General features: G+C 62.2%; 22 protein-coding genes. 14 read left to right on the top strand and 8 right to left on the bottom strand.

The window, feature by feature from the left end:
- The first annotated feature begins 160 nt into the window (after positions 1 to 160).
- From VIZ63_RS17435 to VIZ63_RS17425, 3 genes are all read left to right on the top strand, one after another.
- Positions 161 to 3,076: a TonB-dependent receptor plug domain-containing protein gene (locus VIZ63_RS17435; RefSeq protein ID WP_331610962.1), complete on the top strand. Its 2,916-nt coding sequence runs from the start codon at positions 161 to 163 to the stop codon at positions 3,074 to 3,076.
- Between the two features lie 105 nt (positions 3,077 to 3,181).
- On the top strand, positions 3,182 to 5,560 hold the full coding sequence (locus tag VIZ63_RS17430; protein ID WP_331610961.1) for a TonB-dependent receptor: 2,379 nt from the start codon (positions 3,182 to 3,184) through the stop codon (positions 5,558 to 5,560).
- A gap of 123 nt (positions 5,561 to 5,683) precedes the next feature.
- Complete coding sequence (locus tag VIZ63_RS17425; protein ID WP_331610960.1) at positions 5,684 to 7,435, top strand: DUF885 domain-containing protein; 1,752 nt, start codon at positions 5,684 to 5,686, stop codon at positions 7,433 to 7,435.
- Between the two features lie 35 nt (positions 7,436 to 7,470).
- Here the strand turns inward: VIZ63_RS17425 and VIZ63_RS17420 are convergent, their stop codons facing one another.
- The gene (locus tag VIZ63_RS17420) at positions 7,471 to 7,824 is read right to left on the bottom strand and encodes a RidA family protein (RefSeq protein ID WP_331610959.1); all 354 of its coding nucleotides are present in this window, start codon (positions 7,822 to 7,824) and stop codon (positions 7,471 to 7,473) included.
- Between the two features lie 138 nt (positions 7,825 to 7,962).
- On the opposite strand from VIZ63_RS17420, the gene VIZ63_RS17415 reads away from it, so the two are divergent.
- The 3 genes from VIZ63_RS17415 (at position 7,963) to VIZ63_RS17405 (ending at position 10,299) form a co-directional block, all read left to right on the top strand.
- Complete coding sequence (locus VIZ63_RS17415) at positions 7,963 to 8,613, top strand: carbonic anhydrase (protein ID WP_331610958.1); 651 nt, start codon at positions 7,963 to 7,965, stop codon at positions 8,611 to 8,613.
- Between the two features lie 142 nt (positions 8,614 to 8,755).
- Entirely contained in the window at positions 8,756 to 9,316 is a 561-nt protein-coding gene (locus tag VIZ63_RS17410; RefSeq protein WP_331610957.1) for an isochorismatase family protein, read from the top strand.
- A complete protein-coding gene (locus VIZ63_RS17405) occupies positions 9,313 to 10,299 on the top strand; it encodes a GlxA family transcriptional regulator (RefSeq protein ID WP_331610956.1) in 987 nt (328 codons plus the stop codon). Before VIZ63_RS17410 ends, VIZ63_RS17405 begins: the two co-directional genes overlap by 4 nt.
- A 158-nt stretch (positions 10,300 to 10,457) precedes the next feature.
- On the opposite strand, the gene VIZ63_RS17400 is transcribed toward VIZ63_RS17405, so the two are convergent.
- The gene (locus tag VIZ63_RS17400; protein WP_331610955.1) at positions 10,458 to 11,111 is read right to left on the bottom strand and encodes a TIGR04211 family SH3 domain-containing protein; all 654 of its coding nucleotides are present in this window, start codon (positions 11,109 to 11,111) and stop codon (positions 10,458 to 10,460) included.
- Between the two features lie 376 nt (positions 11,112 to 11,487).
- On the opposite strand from VIZ63_RS17400, the gene VIZ63_RS17395 reads away from it, so the two are divergent.
- The gene (locus VIZ63_RS17395; RefSeq protein WP_331610954.1) at positions 11,488 to 12,207 is read left to right on the top strand and encodes a DUF2238 domain-containing protein; all 720 of its coding nucleotides are present in this window, start codon (positions 11,488 to 11,490) and stop codon (positions 12,205 to 12,207) included.
- 143 nt (positions 12,208 to 12,350) lie between these two features.
- On the opposite strand, the gene VIZ63_RS17390 is transcribed toward VIZ63_RS17395, so the two are convergent.
- Entirely contained in the window at positions 12,351 to 12,854 is a 504-nt protein-coding gene (locus tag VIZ63_RS17390) for an adenine phosphoribosyltransferase (RefSeq protein ID WP_331610953.1), read from the bottom strand.
- Positions 12,855 to 12,928: 74 nt separating this feature from the next.
- Here VIZ63_RS17390 and VIZ63_RS17385 point away from each other — a divergent pair, with 74 nt between their 5' ends.
- Complete coding sequence (locus tag VIZ63_RS17385; RefSeq protein ID WP_331610952.1) at positions 12,929 to 13,564, top strand: inorganic pyrophosphatase; 636 nt, start codon at positions 12,929 to 12,931, stop codon at positions 13,562 to 13,564.
- Positions 13,565 to 13,630: 66 nt separating this feature from the next.
- Here VIZ63_RS17385 and VIZ63_RS17380 read toward each other — a convergent pair whose 3' ends face one another.
- Positions 13,631 to 14,014: a VOC family protein gene (locus tag VIZ63_RS17380; protein ID WP_331610951.1), complete on the bottom strand. Its 384-nt coding sequence runs from the start codon at positions 14,012 to 14,014 to the stop codon at positions 13,631 to 13,633.
- 95 nt (positions 14,015 to 14,109) lie between these two features.
- Here VIZ63_RS17380 and VIZ63_RS17375 point away from each other — a divergent pair, with 95 nt between their 5' ends.
- Positions 14,110 to 15,090, top strand: a complete 981-nt coding sequence (locus tag VIZ63_RS17375) for a YafY family protein (RefSeq protein ID WP_331610950.1) — start codon at positions 14,110 to 14,112, stop codon at positions 15,088 to 15,090.
- Positions 15,091 to 15,166: 76 nt separating this feature from the next.
- On the opposite strand, the gene VIZ63_RS17370 is transcribed toward VIZ63_RS17375, so the two are convergent.
- Together VIZ63_RS17370 and VIZ63_RS17365 are read right to left on the bottom strand one after the other, a co-directional pair.
- The gene (locus VIZ63_RS17370; RefSeq protein WP_331610949.1) at positions 15,167 to 15,349 is read right to left on the bottom strand and encodes a PLD nuclease N-terminal domain-containing protein; all 183 of its coding nucleotides are present in this window, start codon (positions 15,347 to 15,349) and stop codon (positions 15,167 to 15,169) included.
- 87 nt (positions 15,350 to 15,436) lie between these two features.
- Positions 15,437 to 15,802: a DoxX family protein gene (locus tag VIZ63_RS17365; RefSeq protein WP_331610948.1), complete on the bottom strand. Its 366-nt coding sequence runs from the start codon at positions 15,800 to 15,802 to the stop codon at positions 15,437 to 15,439.
- A gap of 153 nt (positions 15,803 to 15,955) precedes the next feature.
- Here VIZ63_RS17365 and VIZ63_RS17360 point away from each other — a divergent pair, with 153 nt between their 5' ends.
- The 5 genes from VIZ63_RS17360 (at position 15,956) to VIZ63_RS17340 (ending at position 21,272) form a co-directional block, all read left to right on the top strand.
- Complete coding sequence (locus VIZ63_RS17360) at positions 15,956 to 17,182, top strand: MFS transporter (RefSeq protein WP_331610947.1); 1,227 nt, start codon at positions 15,956 to 15,958, stop codon at positions 17,180 to 17,182.
- A gap of 195 nt (positions 17,183 to 17,377) precedes the next feature.
- Entirely contained in the window at positions 17,378 to 18,073 is a 696-nt protein-coding gene (locus tag VIZ63_RS17355) for an ABC transporter ATP-binding protein (RefSeq protein WP_331610946.1), read from the top strand.
- On the top strand, positions 18,070 to 19,209 hold the full coding sequence (locus VIZ63_RS17350; RefSeq protein WP_331610945.1) for an ABC transporter permease: 1,140 nt from the start codon (positions 18,070 to 18,072) through the stop codon (positions 19,207 to 19,209). The genes VIZ63_RS17355 and VIZ63_RS17350 overlap by 4 nt, the downstream gene beginning before the upstream one ends.
- 34 nt (positions 19,210 to 19,243) lie before the next feature.
- Positions 19,244 to 20,431, top strand: coding sequence for an ABC transporter permease (locus VIZ63_RS17345; protein WP_331610944.1), 1,188 nt, complete (start codon positions 19,244 to 19,246; stop codon positions 20,429 to 20,431).
- Between the two features lie 67 nt (positions 20,432 to 20,498).
- Complete coding sequence (locus tag VIZ63_RS17340) at positions 20,499 to 21,272, top strand: LOG family protein (RefSeq protein WP_331610943.1); 774 nt, start codon at positions 20,499 to 20,501, stop codon at positions 21,270 to 21,272.
- A gap of 162 nt (positions 21,273 to 21,434) precedes the next feature.
- On the opposite strand, the gene VIZ63_RS17335 is transcribed toward VIZ63_RS17340, so the two are convergent.
- Positions 21,435 to 21,953 (bottom strand): DUF1993 domain-containing protein, encoded by a 519-nt coding sequence (locus VIZ63_RS17335; RefSeq protein ID WP_331610942.1) that lies wholly within the window; start codon positions 21,951 to 21,953, stop codon positions 21,435 to 21,437.
- 81 nt (positions 21,954 to 22,034) lie between these two features.
- Positions 22,035 to 22,613 carry a phosphoglycerate mutase family protein gene (locus tag VIZ63_RS17330; RefSeq protein WP_331610941.1) on the bottom strand — a complete coding sequence of 193 codons (579 nt, stop codon included), beginning with the start codon at positions 22,611 to 22,613 and terminating at the stop codon, positions 22,035 to 22,037.
- Positions 22,614 to 22,642 lie beyond the last annotated feature (29 nt).

Raw genomic sequence — 22,642 nt, 5'->3', positions numbered from 1 at the left:
GTCGAATCCATGACGCTGGTTGGTTGCCGGGTTTGTTTGTAGTGCGAGAACAACATTCGAGCGTGGCCGTCCGTTTGTGCAGTGCATGAAGTATTTGAGCGTAGTGGCGGCGTGCACTCAAAGTGATAGCGTCCGCGCCAATTAATGGGGAGGACACATCATGGACATGTCGACTCTCGGGAATCTGATCGCAAAAAACCGTCGCGCCCTGCTGACCGCCGTCTGTGTTATTCCGGCCACATGTATACATGCGGCTGAGTCCGGTCCCGTCGAGGAAATCGTCGTCACCGGTTCGCGAATCCGTCAGAACCCCGTGGAGCGAACGGCTCCGGTACAAACTGCGAGCGCTGCTGATATCGAGCGCACCGGCGAAGTCTCGGTGGCGGACTATCTGCAGCGCCTGCCGATTTCCGGCTCGGCGATCAACCGCACCAACAACGCCAGCGGCAATCTGGGATTCCCGCCTGACGGCGGCGGTATCGGTGCAGGTGCCAGCGAGATCGATCTTCGTTACCTGGGCGCCAAGCGTGTGCTTGTGCTCGTGGATGGCAGGCGCTGGGTACGCGGCTCATCCGGAAGCGGCGTGTCGGGTTCGGTAGATCTCAACACCATTCCGATGGCCGCGATCGACCGTATCGAAGTTCTGCAGGACGGAGCGTCCGCCATCTACGGGTCCGACGCCATCGCGGGCGTCGTGAACGTCATTACCCGCGCGCCCGAGGAGGGTTTCGAACTCGAGACCAACCAAGGCCAGTACGACGAGGGTGACGGCTATTCCCAGGATTACAGCCTGACGCTGGGCTCGCGCGGCGAGCGCGCGGGTGGTTTTCTGACGGTGGCATACACGCGTCAGGACGCAGTGTTCGCTGGCGACCGCAAGCTGTCGTCCGTTCCCGAGCCCGGCGCCCCGCCTGTCACCAGCGGCAGCGGCGGCACCCCGCAGGGCCGGTACATTTTTTTCGATCCCCGCGGGGATGTGGACGGCGATGGCGAGCCCGACGTCGTCGATGTGACGCTCAACGATGGTGTGCTCAATGACGGCGTGACTCGGCCGAACTACGATCCCAACGATCCGGCGAGTGGTGACTTCCACGCTTTCGGCAATGCGGACCGTTTCAACTTCCAGCCGTACAACTATCTGGTCACGCCGAACCGGCGTGTGAATGTGTTCGGCAAGGCGGACTACGCGCTCGCCGAGGACGTGAAATTCACGTTGACCGCGTCGTTCACGAACCGCGAGTCGAGCAATCAGGCCGCTCCGAATCCGATCTTCATGGGCTCGGATGCAGGCTCGGGGTTCTATCTCGACAACATCTTGATTCCGGCGAATCAGCCGTTCAATCCGTTCGGCATCGATCTCGACGGCACAGACAATCTGATCACCATCGGGCGCCGTCCGGTCGAGGCGGGCCCGCGCATCTTCGAGCAGCGCGTCGACACGTGGATCGTCTCGGGTGCGCTCGATGGCGAGTTTCAGCTGGGCCAGCGCCCTATGTTCTGGGACGTGAGCCTGAACTGGGGCCGCAACAACGCCTCGCAGAAGGGCCGGAATATCTTCAATGCGCGCAAGCTGGCGCTCGCATTGGGCGATCCGGCGGCATGTGCGGCGGTGCAGGGTTGCGTGCCCTTCAATGTCTTTGGCGGTCAGGGAGCGGACGGACAAGGCAGCATCACGCCCGAGATGCTCGCGTTTACGACCTTCGTCCAGAATGACCAGAGCGAGCAGGAACTGAACGACGTCGCAGCGAATCTCTCCGGCGAAATCTTCGACCTGCCCGCTGGCGCGTTTGCCTACGCGTTGGGCTTCGAGTACCGCAAGGAAACTGGTTCCTTCACGCCCGATGCGACGGTGGCGGCCGGCGAGACCGCAGACGTGCCAGCTTCTCCCACCGATGGCGAGACCAAGGTCAAGGAACTCTATCTGGAGCTGCGCGCGCCGCTTCTGAGCGATCTGCCGGCGATCGATCATCTGGAGCTGTCCGCGGCGGTACGCTCGTCCGATTACGATGGTATCGGCCGCGACGAGGTACTCAGCGGCGGGCTCTACTGGCGGCCGCTGCCGGATCTGTCGGTGCGCGCCAGGTATGCGGAGGGATTTCGCGCTCCAAACATCGGCGAGCTGTTCAACAGCGGATCGCGATTCGATTCCAACATTTCGGATCCGTGCGACAGCGACAATGCGGACCCGCAGACGCGAGCGAACTGCACTGCGCTCGGCGTTCCCGGTACGTTCCAGCAGCTCAATCAGCAGATCAGCGTACAGACGGGCGGCAATGCGGATCTGCAGCCCGAGACTTCCGATACCTACACGCTGGGCCTGGCGTACAGTCCGGCATGGGCCCGAAATTCCTCCTGGCTCGAGGAATTCACCATCGACATCAACTACTACAACATCAAACTCGATGACGCCATTGCGGCGTTGAACGCGCAGGACCAGTTGAACAACTGCGTCGCAACGCTCGACCCGCTGTTCTGCGGCGGCATTGACCGGGGAGCCGGCGGCGCCATCATCGCGTTCGCGAATCAGCTCACCAACATCGGCCGGATCGAGACGGACGGGTTCGACTGGACCGTGACGCTCAACACTGCGGAGTTTGGATTCGGATCTCTGCGCTTTCAGTGGGCGAACACCTACCTCAACAGCTTCAAAGAGTTCACTCCGGGTCCGGACGGCGACATCGAAACCGACCGCACCGGAACCGAGCTCGGCTCGCCCACGCGTGGATTTGTCCGCTACAAGTCGAGTCTGATCACCGACTGGCTACTGGGGGATTTCGTAACCTCGCTCACCCTTCGCTATATCAGCGCGCTCGATGAGAGCTGCCCCGACGGCCTCGAAGATTTCTGCAGCGACGGAGCCGCTGGAAATGAACTGGGCGAGAAAGTCTACGCGGACCTGCGTGTCGCCTGGGCGCCGGATTTCCTCGGGGAGCGCACCGAATTTGCGGTCGGTGTACAGAACCTCACCGACGAAGAGCCGGACGTGTGCCGGACGTGCGACCTTGCGAACATGGACGGAACGATTTACCCGATCCCCGGCCGTTTCTTTCATGCCAGGGCTGCGGTGAAATTCTGAGGGTCAACAACACGAACGATTGGGTGAGCATGCAAGCGAGATACGAGCCAATTTCTGATCATTACCATCGATAACAAAACAGGGTCAAAAGAGGGGGTTGTCTACATGAAGAAGCAAAGTGGCTTGATTGTAGCAATGCTGGCGCCGGCGATTTCATTCGCTGCCGGCGCTCAGGAAGGCAGCATCATCGACGAGATCATCGTCACCGCGCAGAAGCGCGAAACTGCACTTCAGGATGTACCGTTCTCCGTCGCAGCGGCGAGCGAACAGCAGATACGCAGTTCAGGGGCGACCAACGTTGTCGATCTCGCGCGCAACTTCGCCAGTCTTGCCATCGCCGATCTCGGCCCCGGACAGAGCCAGGTAGCCATCCGCGGGATCAGTGCGGGGCAGGTCATTCGCGACCAGCCGGGCGTGAAAGAGCAGGTGGGTATCTATCTCGATGAATCGCCGATCTCGATCGCGTTGTTCACGCCGGATCTCGATTTCTTCGACCTTGCACGCTTCGAAGTATTGCGCGGCCCGCAGGGCACGCTGTTTGGCGCGGGTTCTCTCTCCGGCACGCTGCGCTATATCACTGCGCAACCCAAGCTGGGCGAATTCGGCGGCGCGGTGGAGCTCTCGGCACTCGATGGCTCCGATACGAGTTTCGGTGGCGCGGTGAAGGGCGCGATCAATCTGCCCCTGGGTGAGATTGCCGCGCTGCGTATCGTCGGTTACTACAACGAGCTGCCGGGCTTTATCGATGTGAAAGGCCTCGACGATCAGGTCGTGGATGACGATGTCGACACGGGCAGCAAGACTGGCGGACGCATCGCGCTGACGATTCAGCCGAACGAGAACATCTCGATCACACCCCGCATCGTGTATCAGAAGCTGGACACCGATGGCTTCCCGCGCATCGACGACTTCAACATCCTGGCGAATCCGTACACGACCACTCAGCCGCGAGTGAACATCGGCGATCGGCAGCAGTACATCCAGCTCGAAGAAGGGCTCGAGGATGAGTTCACGCTGGCTGATCTCAAGCTGGAGTTCGGGTTCGGCAACGTCGCACTGACTTCGGTCAGTTCCTATACCGATCGCAAAGTCGTTGTCACTCGCGACGCGACCACGCTGACCGGGAGCGTCAGCTTCGACATCGAATTTCCGGATATCGTGAGACTCAGCTCGGCGCTGGTCGACACGACGGATCTCAAGGCGTTCAGCCAGGAGCTGCGGCTGGCCTCCACCTCTGCGGGTCCGTTCGACTGGTTGGTGGGCGCGTTCTATCAGGACGTCGATCGCGACTACTCGCAGTACCTGCCAACGCCAGGCTGGGATGCCGCCACGGGCACCGACAATGCGTCGTTGAACGCCGTGACGGATTCGCCGTTCTTCTCGGGGCTCGATTACAAATTCAAGCAGTTGGCGCTGTTTGGAGAAGCCACCTGGCATTTCAGCGATCAGTGGGCGCTGACTGGCGGTGTGCGCTATTACGATTTCGATGAGGACCGCATTCTCAATTTCGGCGGTGCGTTTGCTGACGTGACGGAAGATCTGCCGGGTTCGACGAGTTCGGATGGCTTCTCGCCGCGCGCCATTCTCGCCTTCAATCCGACCGACGACGTGCAGCTCACGGCGCAGGTCTCGCGCGGCTTCCGCCTCGGCGGCATCAACGATCCCATCAACCTGCCGCTGTGTTCACCGGAGGACGTGCTGATCTTCGGCAATCAGCAAACGTTCGATGATGAGACCGTATGGAACTATGAGCTGGGCGCGAAGATGCAATTCGCCGATCGCCGCGTCACGTTCAACGTCGCGGCGTTCTACAGCGACATCGAAGATCTGCAGGCAACGACGGACGCGGGCACGTGCTCGTCGCGTATCGTGTTCAACGTACCGAAGGCACGCAGCATCGGCGTTGAAGCGGAGCTGTTTGCGCGACCTTCAGACAACTGGGACTTTGGTGTCGCAGCAACGTGGGTGAATGCGGAACTGAAATCGACTGTCTCGTCCACGAGCGGCGGCGAGACCGTGGTCGTGGGCGGGCTGGAGGATGGCAAGCGATTGCCCACGGCACCGGAGTTCCAGGCGGTCGCCAGCCTCGGATACTCCGTCGACTTCAGTAACGACCTGCGAGGTTTCGCCAACCTGACGCTGCAGTACGTTGGCTCCTCGTTCTCCCAGTTCGCCGACAACACCGCGAACTTCGGGGTGATTGCCACCGATCAGGCAGCGTTCCCCGGGTCGGCGCGCTTGATTCCGTACGGCGATCCGGACGTGTCAACGATTACGTTTGCGAGTGAGTTGCCGTCCTATGACCTGGGCAATCTGCGCTTCGGCGTACGCAAGGACCAGTGGGAACTGGCGGCGTTCGTCAATAACCTGTGGGATGAGCGTGCCTATCTCGCGCTCGACCGCGAGCGTGGTCGCAGCGCGCGCGTCGGATACCTGACCAACATGCCTCGCACCTACGGTTTGTCGCTGCGACTGGATTTCTGAGGTTCGTGTCGTTGGCTCCCTCGCTGCGGCGGGGGAGCCAATCACCGCGACGAGCGGACTCAGCTGCTTTCGCGACCACTCCGTGAGTATGATGCGGCTTCCACCGTCCGGGAGTCGCATCCAATGGCACGAGCATTCCTTCGCATCCTGCTGCCGCTGTCCGTCGCGGTACTGGCATTGACTGGTCTCGCTGCCTGCGACCGGTCGCCGCCGCCGGCAGACAATGAGTCCGCCATGAAGGCGGCAGGGCAGGCTGCCTGGGCGACCTTCGTCGATCGCGTCATCGAACAGTCCTTCGTTCTCAATCCACCATTCGCCGTCATGGCCGGTCGTCACGAGTTCGATGGCCAGCTGCCGGACTGGAGTGCCGAGGGGCTGCGCAAGGAACTCGAGTCGCTGGAGAAAATGCGGGCCGAGGCAGCGGAATTCAGCGATGCCTCGCTGTCCGAGGAGCAACGTTTTCAGCGTGACTACCTGATCGCAACGCTCGACAAGGATATCTTCTGGCGGCGCGACGCACGTCAGCCATTCACGAACGTCTCCTACTATTTCGATCATGGACTCGATCCCGCTACGTACCTCACGGTGCCTTATGCGCCCGCCGACGTGCGTTTGCGTGCCTTCATTCGCTATGCAAAGTCGATCCCGACGGCGTTGAGCCAGATCCGCGCCAATCTGCAGACGCCGATGCCGCGCACCTTCGTCGAATATGGCTGGCGGGGATTCAAGGGATTCGCGGATTTCTATCGCAACGATGTACCGCTGGCGTTTGCCGACGTGAAGGACGATGCGCTGCAGGCGGAACTCAAGGCCGTGCTGGAACCGGCCGCGCAGGCCATGATGGCAACGAGCCAGTGGGTCGAGTCGCAGCGTGCGCAGGCCACGGAGGACTACGTGCTCGGTGCAGAGCGTTTCGCTGCCATGGTGAAAATGACGGAAGGCGTGACGACGTCGCTCGATCGGCTGGCAGCGATCGGGCAGGCCGATCTCGAGCGGAATCTGGCAGCGCTGACCGAAGCCTGCAAGGCGTACCTGCCGAAGGGCACGATCGCTCAATGTGTGGCGAAGCAGGAAGCCGACAAGCCGAAAGACGGCCCCGTCGCCGCAGCACGCGAGCAGCTGACCGGACTGCGTCAGTACGTCGTCGATCACGACATCGTTTCCATACCGGGCACCGAAGAAGCGAAGGTCGAAGCAGCGCCTGCCTACAACGCCCAGAACTCCGCATACATCAATATTCCCGGCCCGTACGAAAAGAACATGCCGTCGGTGTACTACATCGCGCCGCCCGATCCGACGTGGACCAAGGCCGAGCAGCTCGCCTACATCCCCGGTGAAGCGAGTCTTTTATTCACGTCCGTGCATGAAGTGTGGCCCGGTCACTTCCTGCAGTTCCTGCATTCGAATCGTTCGCCGTGGCGTTTCGGCCAGTTGATGGTCGGCTATGCGTTCGCCGAAGGCTGGGCGCATTACACCGAAGAAATGATGGTCGAGCAGGGACTGGCGACTGACAATCCCGAGCGCCACATCGGTCAGCTGCTCAATGCATTGCTGCGCAATGTTCGTTACGTGTGTGCCATTGGCCTGCACACGCAAGGCATGAAGGTTGCGGAGTGCGAACAGATGTTTCGCGACAAGGCGTACCAGGATGTCGGCAATGCGCGGCAGCAGGCGGCGCGCGGCACCTACGATCCGGCGTATCTCAACTACACGATGGGCAAGTTGATGATCCGCAAGTTACGCAGCGACTGGCAGGCGGAAAATCCGGGCAAGTCGCTCAAACAATTCCACGACGAGTTCCTGTCGTTCGGCGGACCGCCGATTCCACTGGTGCGGGCGCAGATGTTGAAGGCGCAAGGTGGCGAGTTGTTCTAGTACTGCCAGTCTGGCGCCGCTCATGCCCTGATTTCTCAGGGCACCGCCGCTACGACGGCAATTTCGACCAGATACTCCGGTCCCGCGAGGCGCGCTTCCACCGTTGCGCGAGCGGGCGTCGCTCCGGGGGCGATCCACGCATCCCAGACGGCATTCATTTCATCGAACGTGTCGATATCGGCCAGCCAGATCGAGGCGGATAGCAGATTCGTCTTGTTCGTGCCTGTCTGCGCCAGCAGGCGATCGATCTCGGCGAGGGCCTGCTGCGTTTGTCCCGCCACGCTCGTGTCGTTGGTGTCCGAGGCAACCTGTCCGGCCAGCCAGACGATGCCGTTGTAGACGACTGCCTGACTCATGCGGCTGCCGCCTTCGATACGCCGAATATTCATGGGGTTTTTTTTCGCAGGATCGGGGGCGCGATTGTAACGGCAGGCTGCCAGACGCCGTACATGCGACTTCTGCAGGGCAGCCGGGCTCGCGTATGATCCGGCGCCGGCGCCTCGTTGGCTGCAGAGGAGATGGTTCTCATGATTTCGGCCCAAGAGGCACTCGATCGTCTGCGCGATGGCAATCGCCGCTTCGTCTCCGAAGACTGGAGCACCCAAACCATGCCGAGTCAGACGCGTCGCCGGGAAGTGGCGATGGCGCAGCAGCCGTTCGCGATCATCCTCGGCTGCTCGGATTCGCGCGTACCCGCCGAGATGGTGTTCGATCAGGGTCTCGGCGACCTGTTCGTGATCCGTGTCGCCGGCAACATCGTTGCGCCTTCGCAAATCGGCAGCGTCGAGTTCGCGGTCGAGCGCTATGACACACGACTGGTCGTGGTCCTCGGTCACTCCATGTGCGGTGCGATCCAGGCGACGCTGGAAGAACTGGAGCGTCCCACCAGCGGCCGCTCGCAGAATCTGCGCTCCATCGTCGATCGGGTGCGTCCGTCCGTGGAGGAACTCATGGCGACGGAACTGAGACACGACATGCGGGCGCTGACGTATCACGCCGTGCGCGCCAACATCCGCGCGTCCGCCGCGCACCTGCGTCACGGCTCGCAGACGATCGAGGAACTGATCGAGCACGGCGGCCTGCGCGTCGTCGGCGCCGAGTACTCCCTCGAAACCGGCATCGTCGATTTCTTCGACGATTGGGACGCCAGTGTTCGTTCCGAATTCACTCCCCGCTAGAAGCGGGCGACTGGCCTTGGAATCTGCCGATTCCCTTCTCCCGCAAGGCTTGTCCGTTTTTGACCGCTGCCGGGCTTGAACGGACTTGTGACCAAGCGGCGGCGGGCGGAGGATCGCGTCATCCAAGTCGCAGGTGACGCCCATGAAATCCGCCCTGATCGTCGTCGATGTCCAGCAATCCTTCCTGCATCGCCCCTACTGGACCGACCGGGAACTGCCGGCATTCCTGCAGCGATTGCAGGGGCTGGTCGATCGGTTCGCCGCGTCCGGTTCGCCCGTGCTGCAGGTTTTCCACGTCGAGGAACAGGATGGTCCCGCGGGAGTGTTTTCCCGGCATTCCGGCTTCGTCGATACCCTGCCTGGCCTGGTCATCACCCCTGACGAGGTCTTCTACAAATCCGTGCATTCGGCCATGTTCGGCAGCAGCGTGCAGGGTCAAAGCCTCGACTACTGGCTGCGTCGTCGCGGTATCGAGCGGCTGGTCGTTACCGGCATCCGCACGGAGCAGTGCTGCGAGACGACCACCCGGCATGCGTCGGATCTCGGCTATTCCGTTACCTATGCGCTGGATGCGACACTGACCTTCCCGATGGTGTCGGAATCGGGCCGTACTTTCAGTGCCGACGACATTCGCGAGCGCACCGGGCTGGTCCTGGCCGGCCGGTTTGCCGAGGTCGTCAAAGCGGAGGCCGTGAGTCCATGAGACCCGTTCTGTTCGCGATGCTGCCGGATCTGGTGCTGCTGGATGTTGCCGGCGCCGCCGAGGCCTTTCGCATCGCGAACCAGCTGGTGCCGGGGACGTACGACCTGCAGTTCGTCGCGCCGACCCCCAGCCTGCTGACGGGCGTCGGACTCGAGCTGCACCAGTTGCCGCCGCTGCCGCGTCAGGTGCCGTCGAATGCCATCGTCGTGGTCACGGGCATCACTGGCAATGAAGTGCACTTCGATAGGGAGCCGATCCGGCGACTGGTGCAGTGGCTGACAGCGGTGCGCGAGGATGCGTTGGTCACCATCATGTGCGTCTGCGCCGGCAGTGTCATCGCGGCGAAGGCGGGCGTGTTGCGTGGCCGCGAGTGCACGACGCATCACGAGCATCTCGACGAACTTGCGGCGATCGAGCCCACGGCGGTCGTGCATGGCAATCGCATCTTTGTCGAAGACGGCCGGATACTCACCAGCGCGGGCGTCACTGCAGGCACGGATCTGGCGCTGCACATGATCGGCCAGCACCTCGGGCACCAGGTGGCGGCAACGGTGGCGCGCAAACTGGTGGTGTATATGCGGCGTTCGGGATCGGATCCCCAGCTCTCACCGTGGCTGATGCATCGCAATCACATCCATCCCGCAGTGCATCGCGTGCAGGACGCGGTCACGAAGAACCCTGCGGCGGAGTGGTCAGCGCCCAGGCTCGCCGCCGTCGCGTGCATGAGCGAGCGCAATCTCGCGCGGCTCTTCGCAGAACATGCGGCCTGTTCGCCGCTCGACTACGTGCAGCGCATGCGGGTGGCGCTGGCCCGCGACCTGCTGAGCAACAGCAGTCTCGACATCGAACGCGTCGCCGAGCGCTCGGGATTCAGCTCGGCGCATCACCTGCGTCGGGTGTGGCGGCGGTGGGAATCACGCGCGCCGAGCGTGCAACGAAGTGGCGCGTCGTCGGGTGAGGTGGCGCAGCTCGCAATGGCGTAGCAGCTGCGCGATGGAGGGCTCTGGACTGCTGGGCGCTGGGCTGCGGGCCAGAACCGGTGTGAACGTTATTCCTTACTCTGGCCAGGTCTTGCTCTGGCCGGGAGCCCGGCAGTCTGGCCGGAAGAAAATCCCACTGGACTACGCTCAGCAGCCCACCGCTACGCCCAAGTGCTGCGTTTCGGGCGCGACTTGATCCACGCGCCGAACGCGAGGCCGAGCAGCACCAGTGCGCCACCACCCAGCAGGAATTTGAACTGCGTGCCGCGCTGTAGCTGGGACACCTTGCTGCCCAGCTCGGACACCTGTGCGTTCAGCCGCTGATTCTCGACCTTGAGCGTCTTGTTCTCTTCGTACTGGGTGATCGACGTGGCGGACACGCGGCGCAGTTCGGCGAGTTCCGACTGCAGCTGCTTCGTCTGCTTGTCGAGTTCGCTATTGCGACTCTGGGCTTGTGACTGTGCACTGCGCGTTTCCTTGGCATCGTCGCGAGTCGACTTGAGCTGCGCCTCGAGAGCCTCGACGCGCTTGTTGGCGGCGACGAGCAGGTCGCGGGCCGCGGGTTGGGTGGTCAGGTACTGCGTCGGAACCCAGCCATCGGTGCCATTGGGGGTGCGCACCTGCGTGAAGCCGGCGGCTTTGTCCTCGCCGAGCACCTCGAGCGCCATGCCGCTGGGCAGCGCCGCATTGACGATGCGATGACCATTCGTCGGACCGCGGCGCAGCGGCACGGTCAGTTCATCGGAGATGTATAGCGTCGCGGCAAAGCTGCTGGTGCAGGCGAGGAGCAGGGCGAAAAACAGGACTTTTGGCATTCTGACGATCCGAGGTGATGCGTTCTGGCGACGTCGATACGACAAAGGGCTGCAAAGTCTGCACACCCTGTCGCTGATAGTCAGCCTTCGCCGATTAGCGACACTGAGCGCGCGGCACTTTAACGTCATGGGTTTTAAGAGCCAGACATAGAGAAGCCCCGTCACGATGGCGGGGCTTCGGCGGAAGACCTCAGACTGTTCGATCTCGAAGAGCTTTCGGGAAAATCCCCGGACTCCCATCGAACGGTTTGTGAGTGCTTCCGCAGAAAAGACGCCTGATAGCGCCCGTGGGTTCCAGGTCGTTCAGTTGTTTCCCGAGGTCAATTGCCCGACGCGCTAAGATGAGTCGGAAGACAATAACAAGAGTCCCACCGCGATGAGTCATGGCCGCTATGTCCTGACACTGGCCGGTTTGCTGCTAGTGCTCTGGCTGCCGCTCGCTTTCGATCCTTCCGATCGCAAGGACTGGCTGCTCGAGAATGTGCTGGTCGTACTGGCCGTGGGGCTGCTGGCGGCGACGTATCGTCGCTTCACGCTCTCGCGCACCTCGTACACGCTGATTTTCGTATTCCTGTGCCTGCACACGATCGGCGCGCACTACACCTATGCGCAAGTGCCGTATGACGATTGGTGGTGGGCGCTGACCGGATCGGGCTTCAATGAACTGGTCGGCTGGCAGCGCAACAACTTCGACCGCGTCGTTCACTTCGGTTACGGCCTGTTGCTCGCCTACCCTGTACGCGAGGTCTTCCTGCGCATCGCCGGCGTGCGCGGCTTCTGGGGTTATTTCCTGCCGCTCGACCTGACGATGTCGAGTTCCATGCTGTACGAGCTGATCGAATGGGGTGCGGCCGAATTTTTCGGCGGCGATCTCGGCGTCGCCTATTTGGGAACCCAGGGCGATGTCTGGGACGCACACAAGGACATGGCGCTCGCGAGTCTCGGCGCCGTCATCACCATGGTCGTCGTCGCGCTCATCAATTCGCGCATCAAGCGCGACTTCGCCTGGGAATGGAGCGAGAGCCTGCGCATCAAGAGCCCGCAGCCGCTGGGCGAAGTGGAGTTGCTGAGACTGCGGGCTCAGCGACCAAGATAAGATTTCACACAGAGTACACAGAGGGCACCGAGCTGAAGAAATGGGTTCTGTCCGTTCCCGATCTGACCTGACAGGCCGCAGCGAAGCCGTGGACTCGGTAAAGAATTGTCGGATCGCGACGCCGCAGCACCAAAGCGATTGCCTCAGTACCGGATGACCGCAAGCACCTCCCGGTCGCGCCAACGCCAGCCTGCGACCAGATTCAGATCGATGAGTACGGCGAGCCCGGCGATCGAATAACCGGCGTCGAGTGACAACTCCGCTGCAGCGCCCAGGGTGCCGCCGGTGGCGAGCACGTCATCGATGAGCAGCAGGGCGCCGGTGCCGTGCTGCATTTCGAGAACGCCGCTGCCGTACTCGAGCGAATAGGCACGATCCACGACCGGCGGCGGCAGCTTGCCCTTCTTGCGAATCGGCACGAATCCCCTGGCGTGCCTTTCAGCCAGTGCCGCGGCAAGGATGAAGCCACGGGACTCGATGCCGGCGACGGCGTCGATGCGGTCCCACTGCGTCGGCGTCAGCAGGTTGCTCAACGCATCGATCGTAGCCGCGAAGTGATGGCGCAGCAGGGGTGCGATGTCCCGAAACACGATGCCAGGCTGTGGAAAATCGGGAACGTCGCGTATCGCGTGCTTGAGATCGGTCATTGCATGGTCCGGTGCTTGTGTGTGCGTTACGCGCGGCGGAAGATCGTCCCGGCTCAACTTCCCGGCCATTCTGCATGCCCACACACTTTCCGTCTGCCTTTCGAGCCCATCCCTGGCACGGCGTCGATCCGGGTCCGGACGCACCGTCGGTCGTCACGTCGTTCATCGAGATCGTGCCGGCCGACACTGTCAAGTACGAAGTCGACAAGGCCACGGGGTTGCTGAAGGTCGACCGGCCGCAACGATTCTCCAACGTCTGCCCGGCTCTGTATGGGTTCGTGCCGCGCACGCTGTGCGCCGAGCGCGTCGGAGCGTACTGCAGCGAGAAGACAGGACGCGTCGGCATCATCGGCGATGGCGATCCGCTCGATATCTGCGTGCTGACGGAAAAGTCATTGCCACGCGGCGACGTACTGATTCAGGCGATACCGATCGGCGGCCTGCGGATGATCGATATCAACCAGGCCGACGACAAGGTCATCGCCGTGATGCGCGACGACGCCGTCTACGGCCATCTGACCGATATCCGGCAATGTCCGGCAGCCGTGATCGAGCGCCTGCGACACTACTTCCTGACCTACAAACTGTCTCCCGGCTCACCCGATCCCGTCGAGATCACCCATGTCTACAGCCGCAGCGAAGCGCACGAAGTGATCCGTCGCAGCGTAGCCGACTACAACGCAGCATTCCGGGGCGCGGCCATGCGGTGAGCGGAGTTCAGAGAAGATATCCCCGTGGAGATTTCTTTTCTGCCTCTTCTGCCTCTGAGAACCCCTTCACCACGACGGCCAGTAATAGAGTTCGATGAGATGTCCGTCCGGATCGCGGCAGAACAGGGATTCGAACTCCTCGTGCGCAACATGCTGGTAGCGAACGCCATGCTGATCGAGACGGCGGGCCGCGTCGCTGAGCGTTGCCGGAGTGTTGCCCACGATGAAGGCCATGTGATGTATGCCGAGCGTGCGTGAATCGGGAGCGGGAGCGTCCGCCCCGACCGCGTGCACCATGAACAGGCCCGATGCACCTACCTTGAAACTGACTTCCTGTTCTTCCGGAAACCGCATGACCACCGGCATGCCCAGGACGCCGGAGTAGAACGCTTCGCTCGATGCCAGATTCCGGACTCGAATCGCGGCATGCCCCAGTGCAGTGATATTCATGGTCGTCCCTCCGTCCACCGATCGATTCGAGTTCGCGAGTATTATCCTGACGATCCTTGCCAATCCCTGTCATCTTTGGGGAGTTCAATACGGCCATGCGAGCCGAACGACTGATCTCACTGTTGATGGCGCTGCAGCGCGGCGGTCGCCAGACGGCGAACGAGCTGGCCAATCGTCTCGATGTATCGATGCGAACCATTTTTCGCGACATCGATGCGTTGTCGGCGATGGGCGTACCCGTCTACAGCGAGCCAGGCCGTGGCGGCGGCATCCGGCTGATCGAGGGCTACACCTCCGATCTCACGGGATTGTCGTCTGGCGAGGCCGAAGCACTGGCGCTGATCGCAAGTCCGGCGTCCATCGGCACCAGTGAACTGGCCACACCGTCGCGCACGGCGCTCGACAAGCTTGCTGCCGCGGTTCCTTCGATGCATCAGCTGCGTGCACAGCACGCCCGCGGCCGGATGCTGTTCGACACCAAGGCATGGTTCCGCGCCTCGGTGGCTTCGCCTTTTCTGGATGAGTTGCGGGCCTGCGTGTGGAACGACGAGAGCATCGCAATCGTCTATCAGCGTGGTGACGGCACGCTCGCCGATTACGAAGTCCAGCCCTACGCGTTGGTCGTGAAGGTCGACACCTGGTATCTGATCGGACAGCGGCGCAAGCCCGGCCAAGCCAGGCCCGAGATACGTGTCTATCGATTGTCGCGACTGCAGTCGCTGCAACGGACCGGCCGCACGTTCGTGCGCGATCCGGAGTTCGACCTGCACAAGTTCTGGCATGCATGGTGCGAGCGCTTCGAGAAAAATCCGCCAAACAACTATGCAGTCGAACTGCTCGTTTCTGCGCGCGGCCGCAAATACCTGTTGTCGACCTATGGCAGCTGGTTTCGCGAACGCCTCGAGGCGCTCGACGACAAGCCGGGGCGCAAACCGGTGACGCTGGATTTCGATCGAGAGGAGGCCGCGCTGCGAGTGCTGTTCCAGCTCGGCGACGATGCGGAGATCGTCAAACCGAAAGTGCTGCGTCGTAAGCTCAATGCGCTTGCCGTTCGCGTTGTCGCAGCTACGTCGTAGGGAACCAGGAGGCACACAAGGAGCACAGAAGAGCGCAAACGAGCACAAAGCTCCTTTGTGTGCCTCCCGGAACTGTCTACTTCGCAGTCTTCGGACCCGCGATGAGCCAGATGATGAAGCCGAGGACGGGCAGCAGGATGACGAGGACGGTCCACAGGACTTTGACGCCGGTGGTCGCGCGGCTCTGAAAGATATTGACGATCGCCCAGACGTCGGCAACGAGGACGATCAATCCCCATAGCCCGTTTACATTACCCATCGATAGACTCCACGGTCGTTGGCAAGAATGCGGCCATCATCCCTGCTGCGTGCGGGCGATGACAGAGTGTATCTACCCACAGCTCGCTCAGCGTTTTCCCAGCAGCACTGCCGTCAGGCAAACGATCAGCAGCACGCTGTATTCCATGCCGTTGCGACCCATGCCGACGACGAACCAGCCGGCGGACCAGTGGACGAGCCAGATTCCCAAGGCGGTCTGCGCGATGAAGTACGCAGCGAGCGCGGCGCTGTAGCGCCCGATGATGAGCAGGATGCCGCCGACGATCTCGATGATCGTGACGGCCCAGGCCCAGGCAAGGCCTGCGGGAAAGCCTCTGGCGGTCAGGAACGTGCCGAACGGCGTCACACCGTCGGCGACGACGCGTGCGACACCGTGAATGATGAACATCGCGGCGACGGCGATGCGAATGAGTGCAATGGACGAAAAGCGCATGGTCAGTTCGGGTCCCTATCTGAAACGCCGGGACAAAGAAGGCTTGCCGCAAGCCACTTGCAGTGCCGACTGTGAGTGATCCAATCTATCGCGGCTGTGTCTACACGGTCCAGGCGAAAAGGACGACACTGCGAACCGCACCGCGCGCCATCCATGAATCAGAAACTCTCACAATCGCAGATCGTCGTGCTGACGGTGGCCGCTGCCGCAATCCTCATGATCACCATGGGCGTGCGGCAGACGTCAGGTCTGTTCCTGCTCCCGATCACGCAGTCGGTCGGCGTCACGGTGGTGGCCTTCAGTTTTGCACTGGCCATCGGTCAGTTCATGTTCGGTCTCGCGCAACCGATCTTCGCCGCCATCGCAGACAAGTATGGCGCTGTCCGCGTCATCATTGCCGGCTCGCTCATGATGGCGCTCGGATCGTTTCTCACTCCCTACATGTCGAGCAGTGGTGGCCTGCTCGTGACGATGGGCATTCTCGGCGCAGCGGGTGCCGCCGCCGGTAGTTTCTCGATCCTTATCGGCATCGCCGCGCAGCGCCTGCCGCCGGAGAAGCGATCGTTTGCCTCGGGCTTCATCAATGCCGGCGGTTCGTTCGGGCAGTTCGTGTTCGCGCCATTGGTGCAGGTGGTCATCGGTGCGTCCGGTTGGGTCACCGCAATGTTCTTTACCGCGGCGGCGGCTCTACTGACGATTCCGCTCACGTGGCTGTTGCGCGATTCGAAGCAGGAACCGGGTACGCCCGTCGCGCACGTCGCTGTACCGCACGTCAGCCTCAGCGAACAGTTGCGCGACGCCATGCGCAATCCGAGCTATCTGTACCTGCACGCAGGATTCTTCACTTGCGGTTTTCACATCGCCTTCCTAGTGACGCACCTGCCGAGCGATCTGCAGATCTGCGGATTGAGCGCATCGGTGGCGGCGAACTCGCTGGCACTGATCGGTCTCTTCAATATTGCCGGCAGCCTGGTCGCCGGCTGGCTCGGCCAGCGCTACCGCATGAAGTACTTGCTGGCCGCCATCTACGGCAGCCGTGCGCTCATCGTCGCTATCTACATGGTGATGCCGAAGACTGCGCTCAACGTGTACCTGTTTGCAGGCGCGCTGGGTTTCACGTGGCTGGCGACGGTACCGCCCACCGCCGGACTCGTCGGCAAGCTGTTCGGCACCCGCTATATCGCGACCCTGTTCGGACTCACGCTCGTCTCGCATCAGATCGGGGGATTTCTCGGTGCGTGGCTCGGTGGCGTCGCGCTGGCAAGGACGGGCACGTACGAATGGATCTGGTACGCCGATATTGCGCTGGCACTGCTGGCGGCCGTCATCAACCTGCCGATTCGTGAACAGAGGCTCGAGGCGCGGGCGGTGCTGGCCTGAGAGGCGCAGCCGGTCAGGCTCTGTGACCGACATTCCGGACCGGATGTCCGATTGTGACCAACGGGAATCCCACGGGGCGCATGCGGCCATGCGCGCCGACCGGCGCGTTCCTGCAATTCACCGACCCGCGATTCCGGGATTGCACACCGCGTCATACACTCCCTGCCACGACAGCAAGGTGCAAGGGGATTTCTCATGACTGCACTCGTCTCGCTGCGCCGGGTCACGAAGAGCTACGTTCGCGGCAAGCAGAAGGTCGAAGTTCTGCATGGCGTCGATCTGGACATCCGGGCGGGGGAGTTTCTGGCGCTGATGGGCCCGTCCGGCTCGGGCAAGACGACGATGCTGAATCTCATCGCCGGCCTCGATCAGCCGACCAGCGGCGAAGTGATCGTCGGCGACAGTCGCATCGACAAGCTGTCACGCGGCGCTCTCTCCGATTGGCGCGCCCGCAATATCGGGTTCATTTTTCAGTTCTACAACCTGCTGCCCGTGCTTACTGCCGAAGCAAACGTCGAAGTGCCGTTGCTGCTCACCAATCTGTCGCGCGCGCAGCGTCGACAGCGGGCCCAGACGGCACTGCAGCTGGTCGGACTGGCTGATCGCGCGAAGCACAAGCCGAATGAGCTTTCGGGCGGTCAGCAACAGCGCGTCGCCATCGCGCGCGCCATCGTTGCCGATCCGACGCTGCTGGTGTGCGACGAACCCACGGGTGACCTCGATCGCCAGAACGCCGAGGAAATCATGAATCTGCTGCAGGCGTTGAACCGGTCGCAGGGCAAGACGATCGTGATGGTGACGCACGATCCGCGGGCCGCCGAGTATGCGACGCGCGAATTGCATCTGGACAAGGGTCAGCTCGCCCACGAAGAAGCCAGGCACGTCGCATGAAGTACTTCCCGTTGATCTGGGCCGGGCTGTGGCGCAAGAAGGCGCGCACGATCTTCACCATGCTGTCGATCGTCGTGGCGTTCCTGCTGTTCGGACTGCTGCAGGGAATCAACCAGGGCTTCAATCAGGCAGTCCAGAACCTGAATGTCGATCGCCTGTACACCTCGGCGAAGACCAACATGACGGACGGGCTCCCCTATGCATATGCCGCGCGGATCAAGGGCGTGCAGGGCGTACGGGCCGTATCGCACTGGACGTACTTCGGCGGCTATTACCAGGAATCCAAGAACGTCATTCCCGCCTTCTCGACCGATGCCGAAGCGCTGTTCCAGGTGTATCGCGAACTGACGATCAAGCCCGAGTATCTCGAGGCGATGAAGCGCACGCGCACGGGCGCACTCGTTGGCGAGAAGCTCGCGCAGCAGTATCACTGGAAGATCGGTGATCGCGTGCCGATCGGCACATCGATCTGGACGGACAAGCAGGGCAGCAATACCTGGCAGTTCGATATCGTCGGCACTTTCGAGGTTCCCTCTGCCGGCATGCCGTCGTTCTATTTCAATCACGACTATTTCGACGAAGCGGCCGCCTTCGGCAATGGCGTAGTCCACTACTACATCGTCGGCATCGACAGCCCGACGAACGCGACCCGCATCTCGAAGGAAATCGATGCGATGTTCGAGAACTCCACCAATGAGACCCGCACCCAGACGGAGTCGGCGATGATGCAGATGCAGCTCAAGCAGATCGGCGACATCAATTTCATCGCCAATTCGATCGTGGGCGCCGTGCTGTTCACATTGCTGTTCCTTACGGCGAATACGATGATGCAATCGGTGCGCGAGCGGACTTCGGAGCTCGCAGTGCTCAAGACCTTCGGATTCTCCGACGGCAAGGTACTGGGCCTGGTGCTGACCGAGGCGTTCCTGCTCTGCCTGTTTTCAGCGGCACTGGGGCTGGTGCTCGCAGGCCTGGTTTTCCCCGCGCTGAAGCCGATCTTCGGTGATTTCAAGATGCCACTTGTCGTCGTGGCGATGGGCGCGGCGCTGGCGATGCTGCTGGCGCTCGTAAGCGGGCTGCCGCCGGCCTGGCGGGCGCGTCAGTTGAATATCGTCGACGCGTTGGCGGGCCGTTGAGCGTGCGAACAATAGTGAGAAAGGTGACGGACTCATGAAGATGTGGCGCCAGATCGGCTCGGTCACGGCAATGAATCTGCGCAGCATTCCGCAACGGCTGAGCACGTCGCTCGTCATCGTCATCGGCATTGCAGGCGTGGTCGCCGTGCTGGTCTCGGTGCTGGCCATGTCGACCGGCATGATCAAGACCATGAACAACACCGGTCGCGACGATCGTGCCCTGGTGCTGCGCAATGGATCCGCAGCGGAGAGCGGCAGCGTACTTTCGCGCGATGCGGTACGACTCATCAGTGACGGCGCCGGCATCAGGAGGGACGTCGATGGCAAGCCCATCGTTTCGGCCGAGGGCATCCGTCTCGTCAATATGTTCAAGAAGGGTGATGGTGCCGAGATCAACGTCGTGCTGCGCGGCGTGGGCAACAAGTTCCAGGTGCTGCGTCCCGAGTTCAGGATTCTCGAAGGACGCATGTTCAACGCGGCGGTGAATGAGATCGTCGTGGGGAAATCCGCCCACGCCCAGTTCAAGGGACTGGCGATCGGCGATCGGATCACCACGCGCGGCGCCAACTGGACCGTCGTCGGCATTTTTTCGAGCGGCGGCGATTCGCACGAATCGGAGCTGCTGGCCGACATCGATACGCTGAACTCCGCCGAGCGCCGCGGCGGCGGTGCGCAGAGCGTGAACGTCCAGCTGCAATCGACTGCTGCGTTCCAGGCATTCAAAGATTCGCTGACGTCGAATCCGGCACTGGCAGTCGATGTCTACCGCGAGCGCGACTACTACAGGCAGCAGTCCAGGACGATCGGTCGCGTCATTTCCGTGATTGCCTATGTCGTCGGTGGCATCATGGCGATCGGTGCGATCTTCGGTGCGCTCAACACCATGTACTCCGCGGTCAGTGCGCGGCTGCAGGAAATCGCCACGCTGCGGGCGCTGGGGTTCGGCTCGACCGCCATGGTGATTTCGGTGTTGTCGGAGGCGCTGCTGCTTTCCTGCATCGGCGGCGCCATCGGCGCAGTACTGGCGTGGCTCTTCTTCAACGGACACGTAGTCAGCACGGGTGGCACCGCCACGGGGCAGCTCGTATTCGAACTCACTGTCAGTCCGCAGCTCGTCGTCACCGGCATCGTCTGGGCATGTGTGATCGGATTGATCGGTGGACTGTTCCCGGCAGTTCGTGCCGCGCGCCTGCCGGTGGCAACGGCGTTGCGGGCAATCTGACGCGCAAGGCTTGAGCGAACGTGCATGGCGCGGGAGACTGCACGCCGGTCTCTTTGGAATACTCGCCATGACAGATGTTCTCTCCGCCAACGCCGCACAGATGGCGTCGCCCTCGTACCGGCTCGCTGCAACCGACCAGGATTTTCTGCTCAGTGACTCGATGCGCGGTGTGCGCTTCCTGCTCGAGTACGCCAAGGCGGAAGAAGCACTGCGGCGCTGGAGCGTGCGCTCGACCATCGTCGTCTTCGGTGGTGCGCGCGTGCGCGAGAACGGGCCGGGTCGCCAGGCGTTCTGGTACGAACAGGCGCGCAACTTCGGTCGGATCGCTTCGCAACGCGGCGGTGCATTGCGCATTACAGGCGACGCGCGCGACAACGTGATCGCCACGGGCGGTGGACCGGGCATCATGGAGGCGGCGAATCGCGGTGCGACGGAAGTTGGCGCGCCGTCCATCGGATTCAACATCACTTTGCCGGCGGAGCAGGAGCCCAACGCGTATTCGACGCCGGATCTGACGTTTCGCTTTCACTACTTCGCCATGCGCAAGATGCACCTCGCGATGCGTGCAAAAGCGCTGGTCGTGCTGCCGGGCGGCTTCGGCACGCTCGATGAGTTGTTCGAGATCGTCACGTTGCAGCAGACCGGCAAGGCGCCGCTCACGCCCACCGTCCTGATCGATGAGCAGTACTGGCGATCGGTCTTCAGTGTCGACGCCATGCTGGAGCATGGCATGGTGAATCCGCGTGATCTGGAGCTGTTCTGCTACGCCCGCGATGCCGAAGATGCGTGGGCGAAGCTGGAGGAACGCGGAATCACGTGTCACGCGTCCGCGAGGATCTGATCGAGCCGGTGAGGCCAGCGTTCCCGAACGGGGCTGCGATGAACGTACTGACTCCATGCGCGCTGTGGGTCCGGCTTCAGCCGGAAAGTGCCAGCGGCTGCGAAGACAGTACGGCGCAAGACGGCGGCCGCCGGACGCGGCCGCGCCTGAAACAAAAGCGGATCAGCCCTGCAGGGTGCCGCCGAGATAATCCAGCTTGCCGACATCGACGCCGGCGTGGCGCAGCAGGTTGTACGTCGTGGTCACATGGAAGAAGAAGTTGGGCAGCGCCCAGTGACGCAGGAACACGAGCCCTTTGAAGTTCAGCTCGCCGCGTGGTGTCTTGATGATGATCTCCCGATCCTCCGAGCCGTCGATCTGCTCGCGCTTCACGCTCTTGATGAAGTCGATGGTTTTCTCGACACGGGCTACCAGCTCCGCCAGCGTCGCTTCCGTGTCTTCGAACTTGGGCGGCTCGATGTTCGCGAGGCGTGCCACTGCGCCCTTGGCAGCGTCGGATGCGATTTGCACCTGACGAGTCAGAGGTAACATATCGGGGTACAGGCGACTGCCGGCCAGGACGGCCGGATCGAACTTGCGCGCTTCTGCTGAGGCGATGCCTTTCTGCAGGATCGTCTTCAGGCTCGTGAGTGTGTGAATGAAGGTCGGTACCGACGCTTCGTACATCGAAATTGCGGTCATGGATCACTGCTCGTGTGGTGTGGGGCGCGGAGTATAAGTCCGTCACCGTGCGGCCGAGCGGCGTGCGCACCGCGAAGACGATCAGCGCATCAGTACGCCGGTTTCGGCTTCGCGACCCAATACCATGACCTTGAAGTCGCGGCCCGACGTTTCCACCACCGTGACCGAGGCGTGGTCGGGGCGAAAGCACACGACGTTTGGCGATCTCCGCGCGGCCGCGACCGCCGCGTTGATCGCAATGAAGTGCGTGAAAATGACACTGTCGTGTTCGAGCGCCATGAGCGAATCGAGCAGGGCCTCGCGCCACGCGAGATAGTCTGGCGACCCCGGCGGCGAATCGGCTTGCAGTTCCTGCCAGGTTCCGCGCATGCCACGATTCAGCCAGTCGCGTCGCGCCGCGACCGCCAGCGGCGGCGCCGGAATTTCGGCGACCGGAGTGAGCACTTTGGCGGACTGTTGCCACATCTGCTCGAGGGGTTGCGCTGTTTCCCGGCAGCGGCGCATCGGGCTCGAGAGAATGACGGCGGGTGCCAGGTTGACCGCAAGTTCACTGGCCGTGGTGCGGGACTGTTCGATGCCTGTCGCGTCGATGCCGGGATCCGGATGTTCGTCCCAGCCGGCCGACGGTTTTGCGTGTCTGACGAGAAATAGTCTTGGCATGCCTTGCGCGTGCGGCCAGTGGCCGCGGT

The sequence above is a fragment of the Povalibacter sp. genome (assembly GCF_036520495.1).
In the GTDB taxonomy this organism is placed as follows: Bacteria; Pseudomonadota; Gammaproteobacteria; order Steroidobacterales; family Steroidobacteraceae; genus Steroidobacter.
This window is presented reverse-complemented; position numbering and strand designations above follow the sequence as displayed.

Bases quoted from the DNA above. Each gene is read 5' to 3' on its own strand.
- VIZ63_RS17435 (WP_331610962.1), top strand. From the start codon at position 161: ATGGACATGTCGACTCTCGGGAATCTGATCGCAAAAAACCGTCGCGCC.
- VIZ63_RS17430 (WP_331610961.1), top strand. From the start codon at position 3,182: ATGAAGAAGCAAAGTGGCTTGATTGTAGCAATGCTGGCGCCGGCGATT.
- VIZ63_RS17425 (WP_331610960.1), top strand. From the start codon at position 5,684: ATGGCACGAGCATTCCTTCGCATCCTGCTGCCGCTGTCCGTCGCGGTA.
- VIZ63_RS17420 (WP_331610959.1), bottom strand. From the start codon at position 7,824: ATGAATATTCGGCGTATCGAAGGCGGCAGCCGCATGAGTCAGGCAGTC.
- VIZ63_RS17415 (WP_331610958.1), top strand. From the start codon at position 7,963: ATGATTTCGGCCCAAGAGGCACTCGATCGTCTGCGCGATGGCAATCGC.
- VIZ63_RS17410 (WP_331610957.1), top strand. From the start codon at position 8,756: ATGAAATCCGCCCTGATCGTCGTCGATGTCCAGCAATCCTTCCTGCAT.
- VIZ63_RS17405 (WP_331610956.1), top strand. From the start codon at position 9,313: ATGAGACCCGTTCTGTTCGCGATGCTGCCGGATCTGGTGCTGCTGGAT.
- VIZ63_RS17400 (WP_331610955.1), bottom strand. From the start codon at position 11,111: ATGCCAAAAGTCCTGTTTTTCGCCCTGCTCCTCGCCTGCACCAGCAGC.
- VIZ63_RS17395 (WP_331610954.1), top strand. From the start codon at position 11,488: ATGAGTCATGGCCGCTATGTCCTGACACTGGCCGGTTTGCTGCTAGTG.
- VIZ63_RS17390 (WP_331610953.1), bottom strand. From the start codon at position 12,854: ATGACCGATCTCAAGCACGCGATACGCGACGTTCCCGATTTTCCACAG.
- VIZ63_RS17385 (WP_331610952.1), top strand. From the start codon at position 12,929: ATGCCCACACACTTTCCGTCTGCCTTTCGAGCCCATCCCTGGCACGGC.
- VIZ63_RS17380 (WP_331610951.1), bottom strand. From the start codon at position 14,014: ATGAATATCACTGCACTGGGGCATGCCGCGATTCGAGTCCGGAATCTG.
- VIZ63_RS17375 (WP_331610950.1), top strand. From the start codon at position 14,110: ATGCGAGCCGAACGACTGATCTCACTGTTGATGGCGCTGCAGCGCGGC.
- VIZ63_RS17370 (WP_331610949.1), bottom strand. From the start codon at position 15,349: ATGGGTAATGTAAACGGGCTATGGGGATTGATCGTCCTCGTTGCCGAC.
- VIZ63_RS17365 (WP_331610948.1), bottom strand. From the start codon at position 15,802: ATGCGCTTTTCGTCCATTGCACTCATTCGCATCGCCGTCGCCGCGATG.
- VIZ63_RS17360 (WP_331610947.1), top strand. From the start codon at position 15,956: ATGAATCAGAAACTCTCACAATCGCAGATCGTCGTGCTGACGGTGGCC.
- VIZ63_RS17355 (WP_331610946.1), top strand. From the start codon at position 17,378: ATGACTGCACTCGTCTCGCTGCGCCGGGTCACGAAGAGCTACGTTCGC.
- VIZ63_RS17350 (WP_331610945.1), top strand. From the start codon at position 18,070: ATGAAGTACTTCCCGTTGATCTGGGCCGGGCTGTGGCGCAAGAAGGCG.
- VIZ63_RS17345 (WP_331610944.1), top strand. From the start codon at position 19,244: ATGAAGATGTGGCGCCAGATCGGCTCGGTCACGGCAATGAATCTGCGC.
- VIZ63_RS17340 (WP_331610943.1), top strand. From the start codon at position 20,499: ATGACAGATGTTCTCTCCGCCAACGCCGCACAGATGGCGTCGCCCTCG.
- VIZ63_RS17335 (WP_331610942.1), bottom strand. From the start codon at position 21,953: ATGACCGCAATTTCGATGTACGAAGCGTCGGTACCGACCTTCATTCAC.
- VIZ63_RS17330 (WP_331610941.1), bottom strand. From the start codon at position 22,613: ATGCCAAGACTATTTCTCGTCAGACACGCAAAACCGTCGGCCGGCTGG.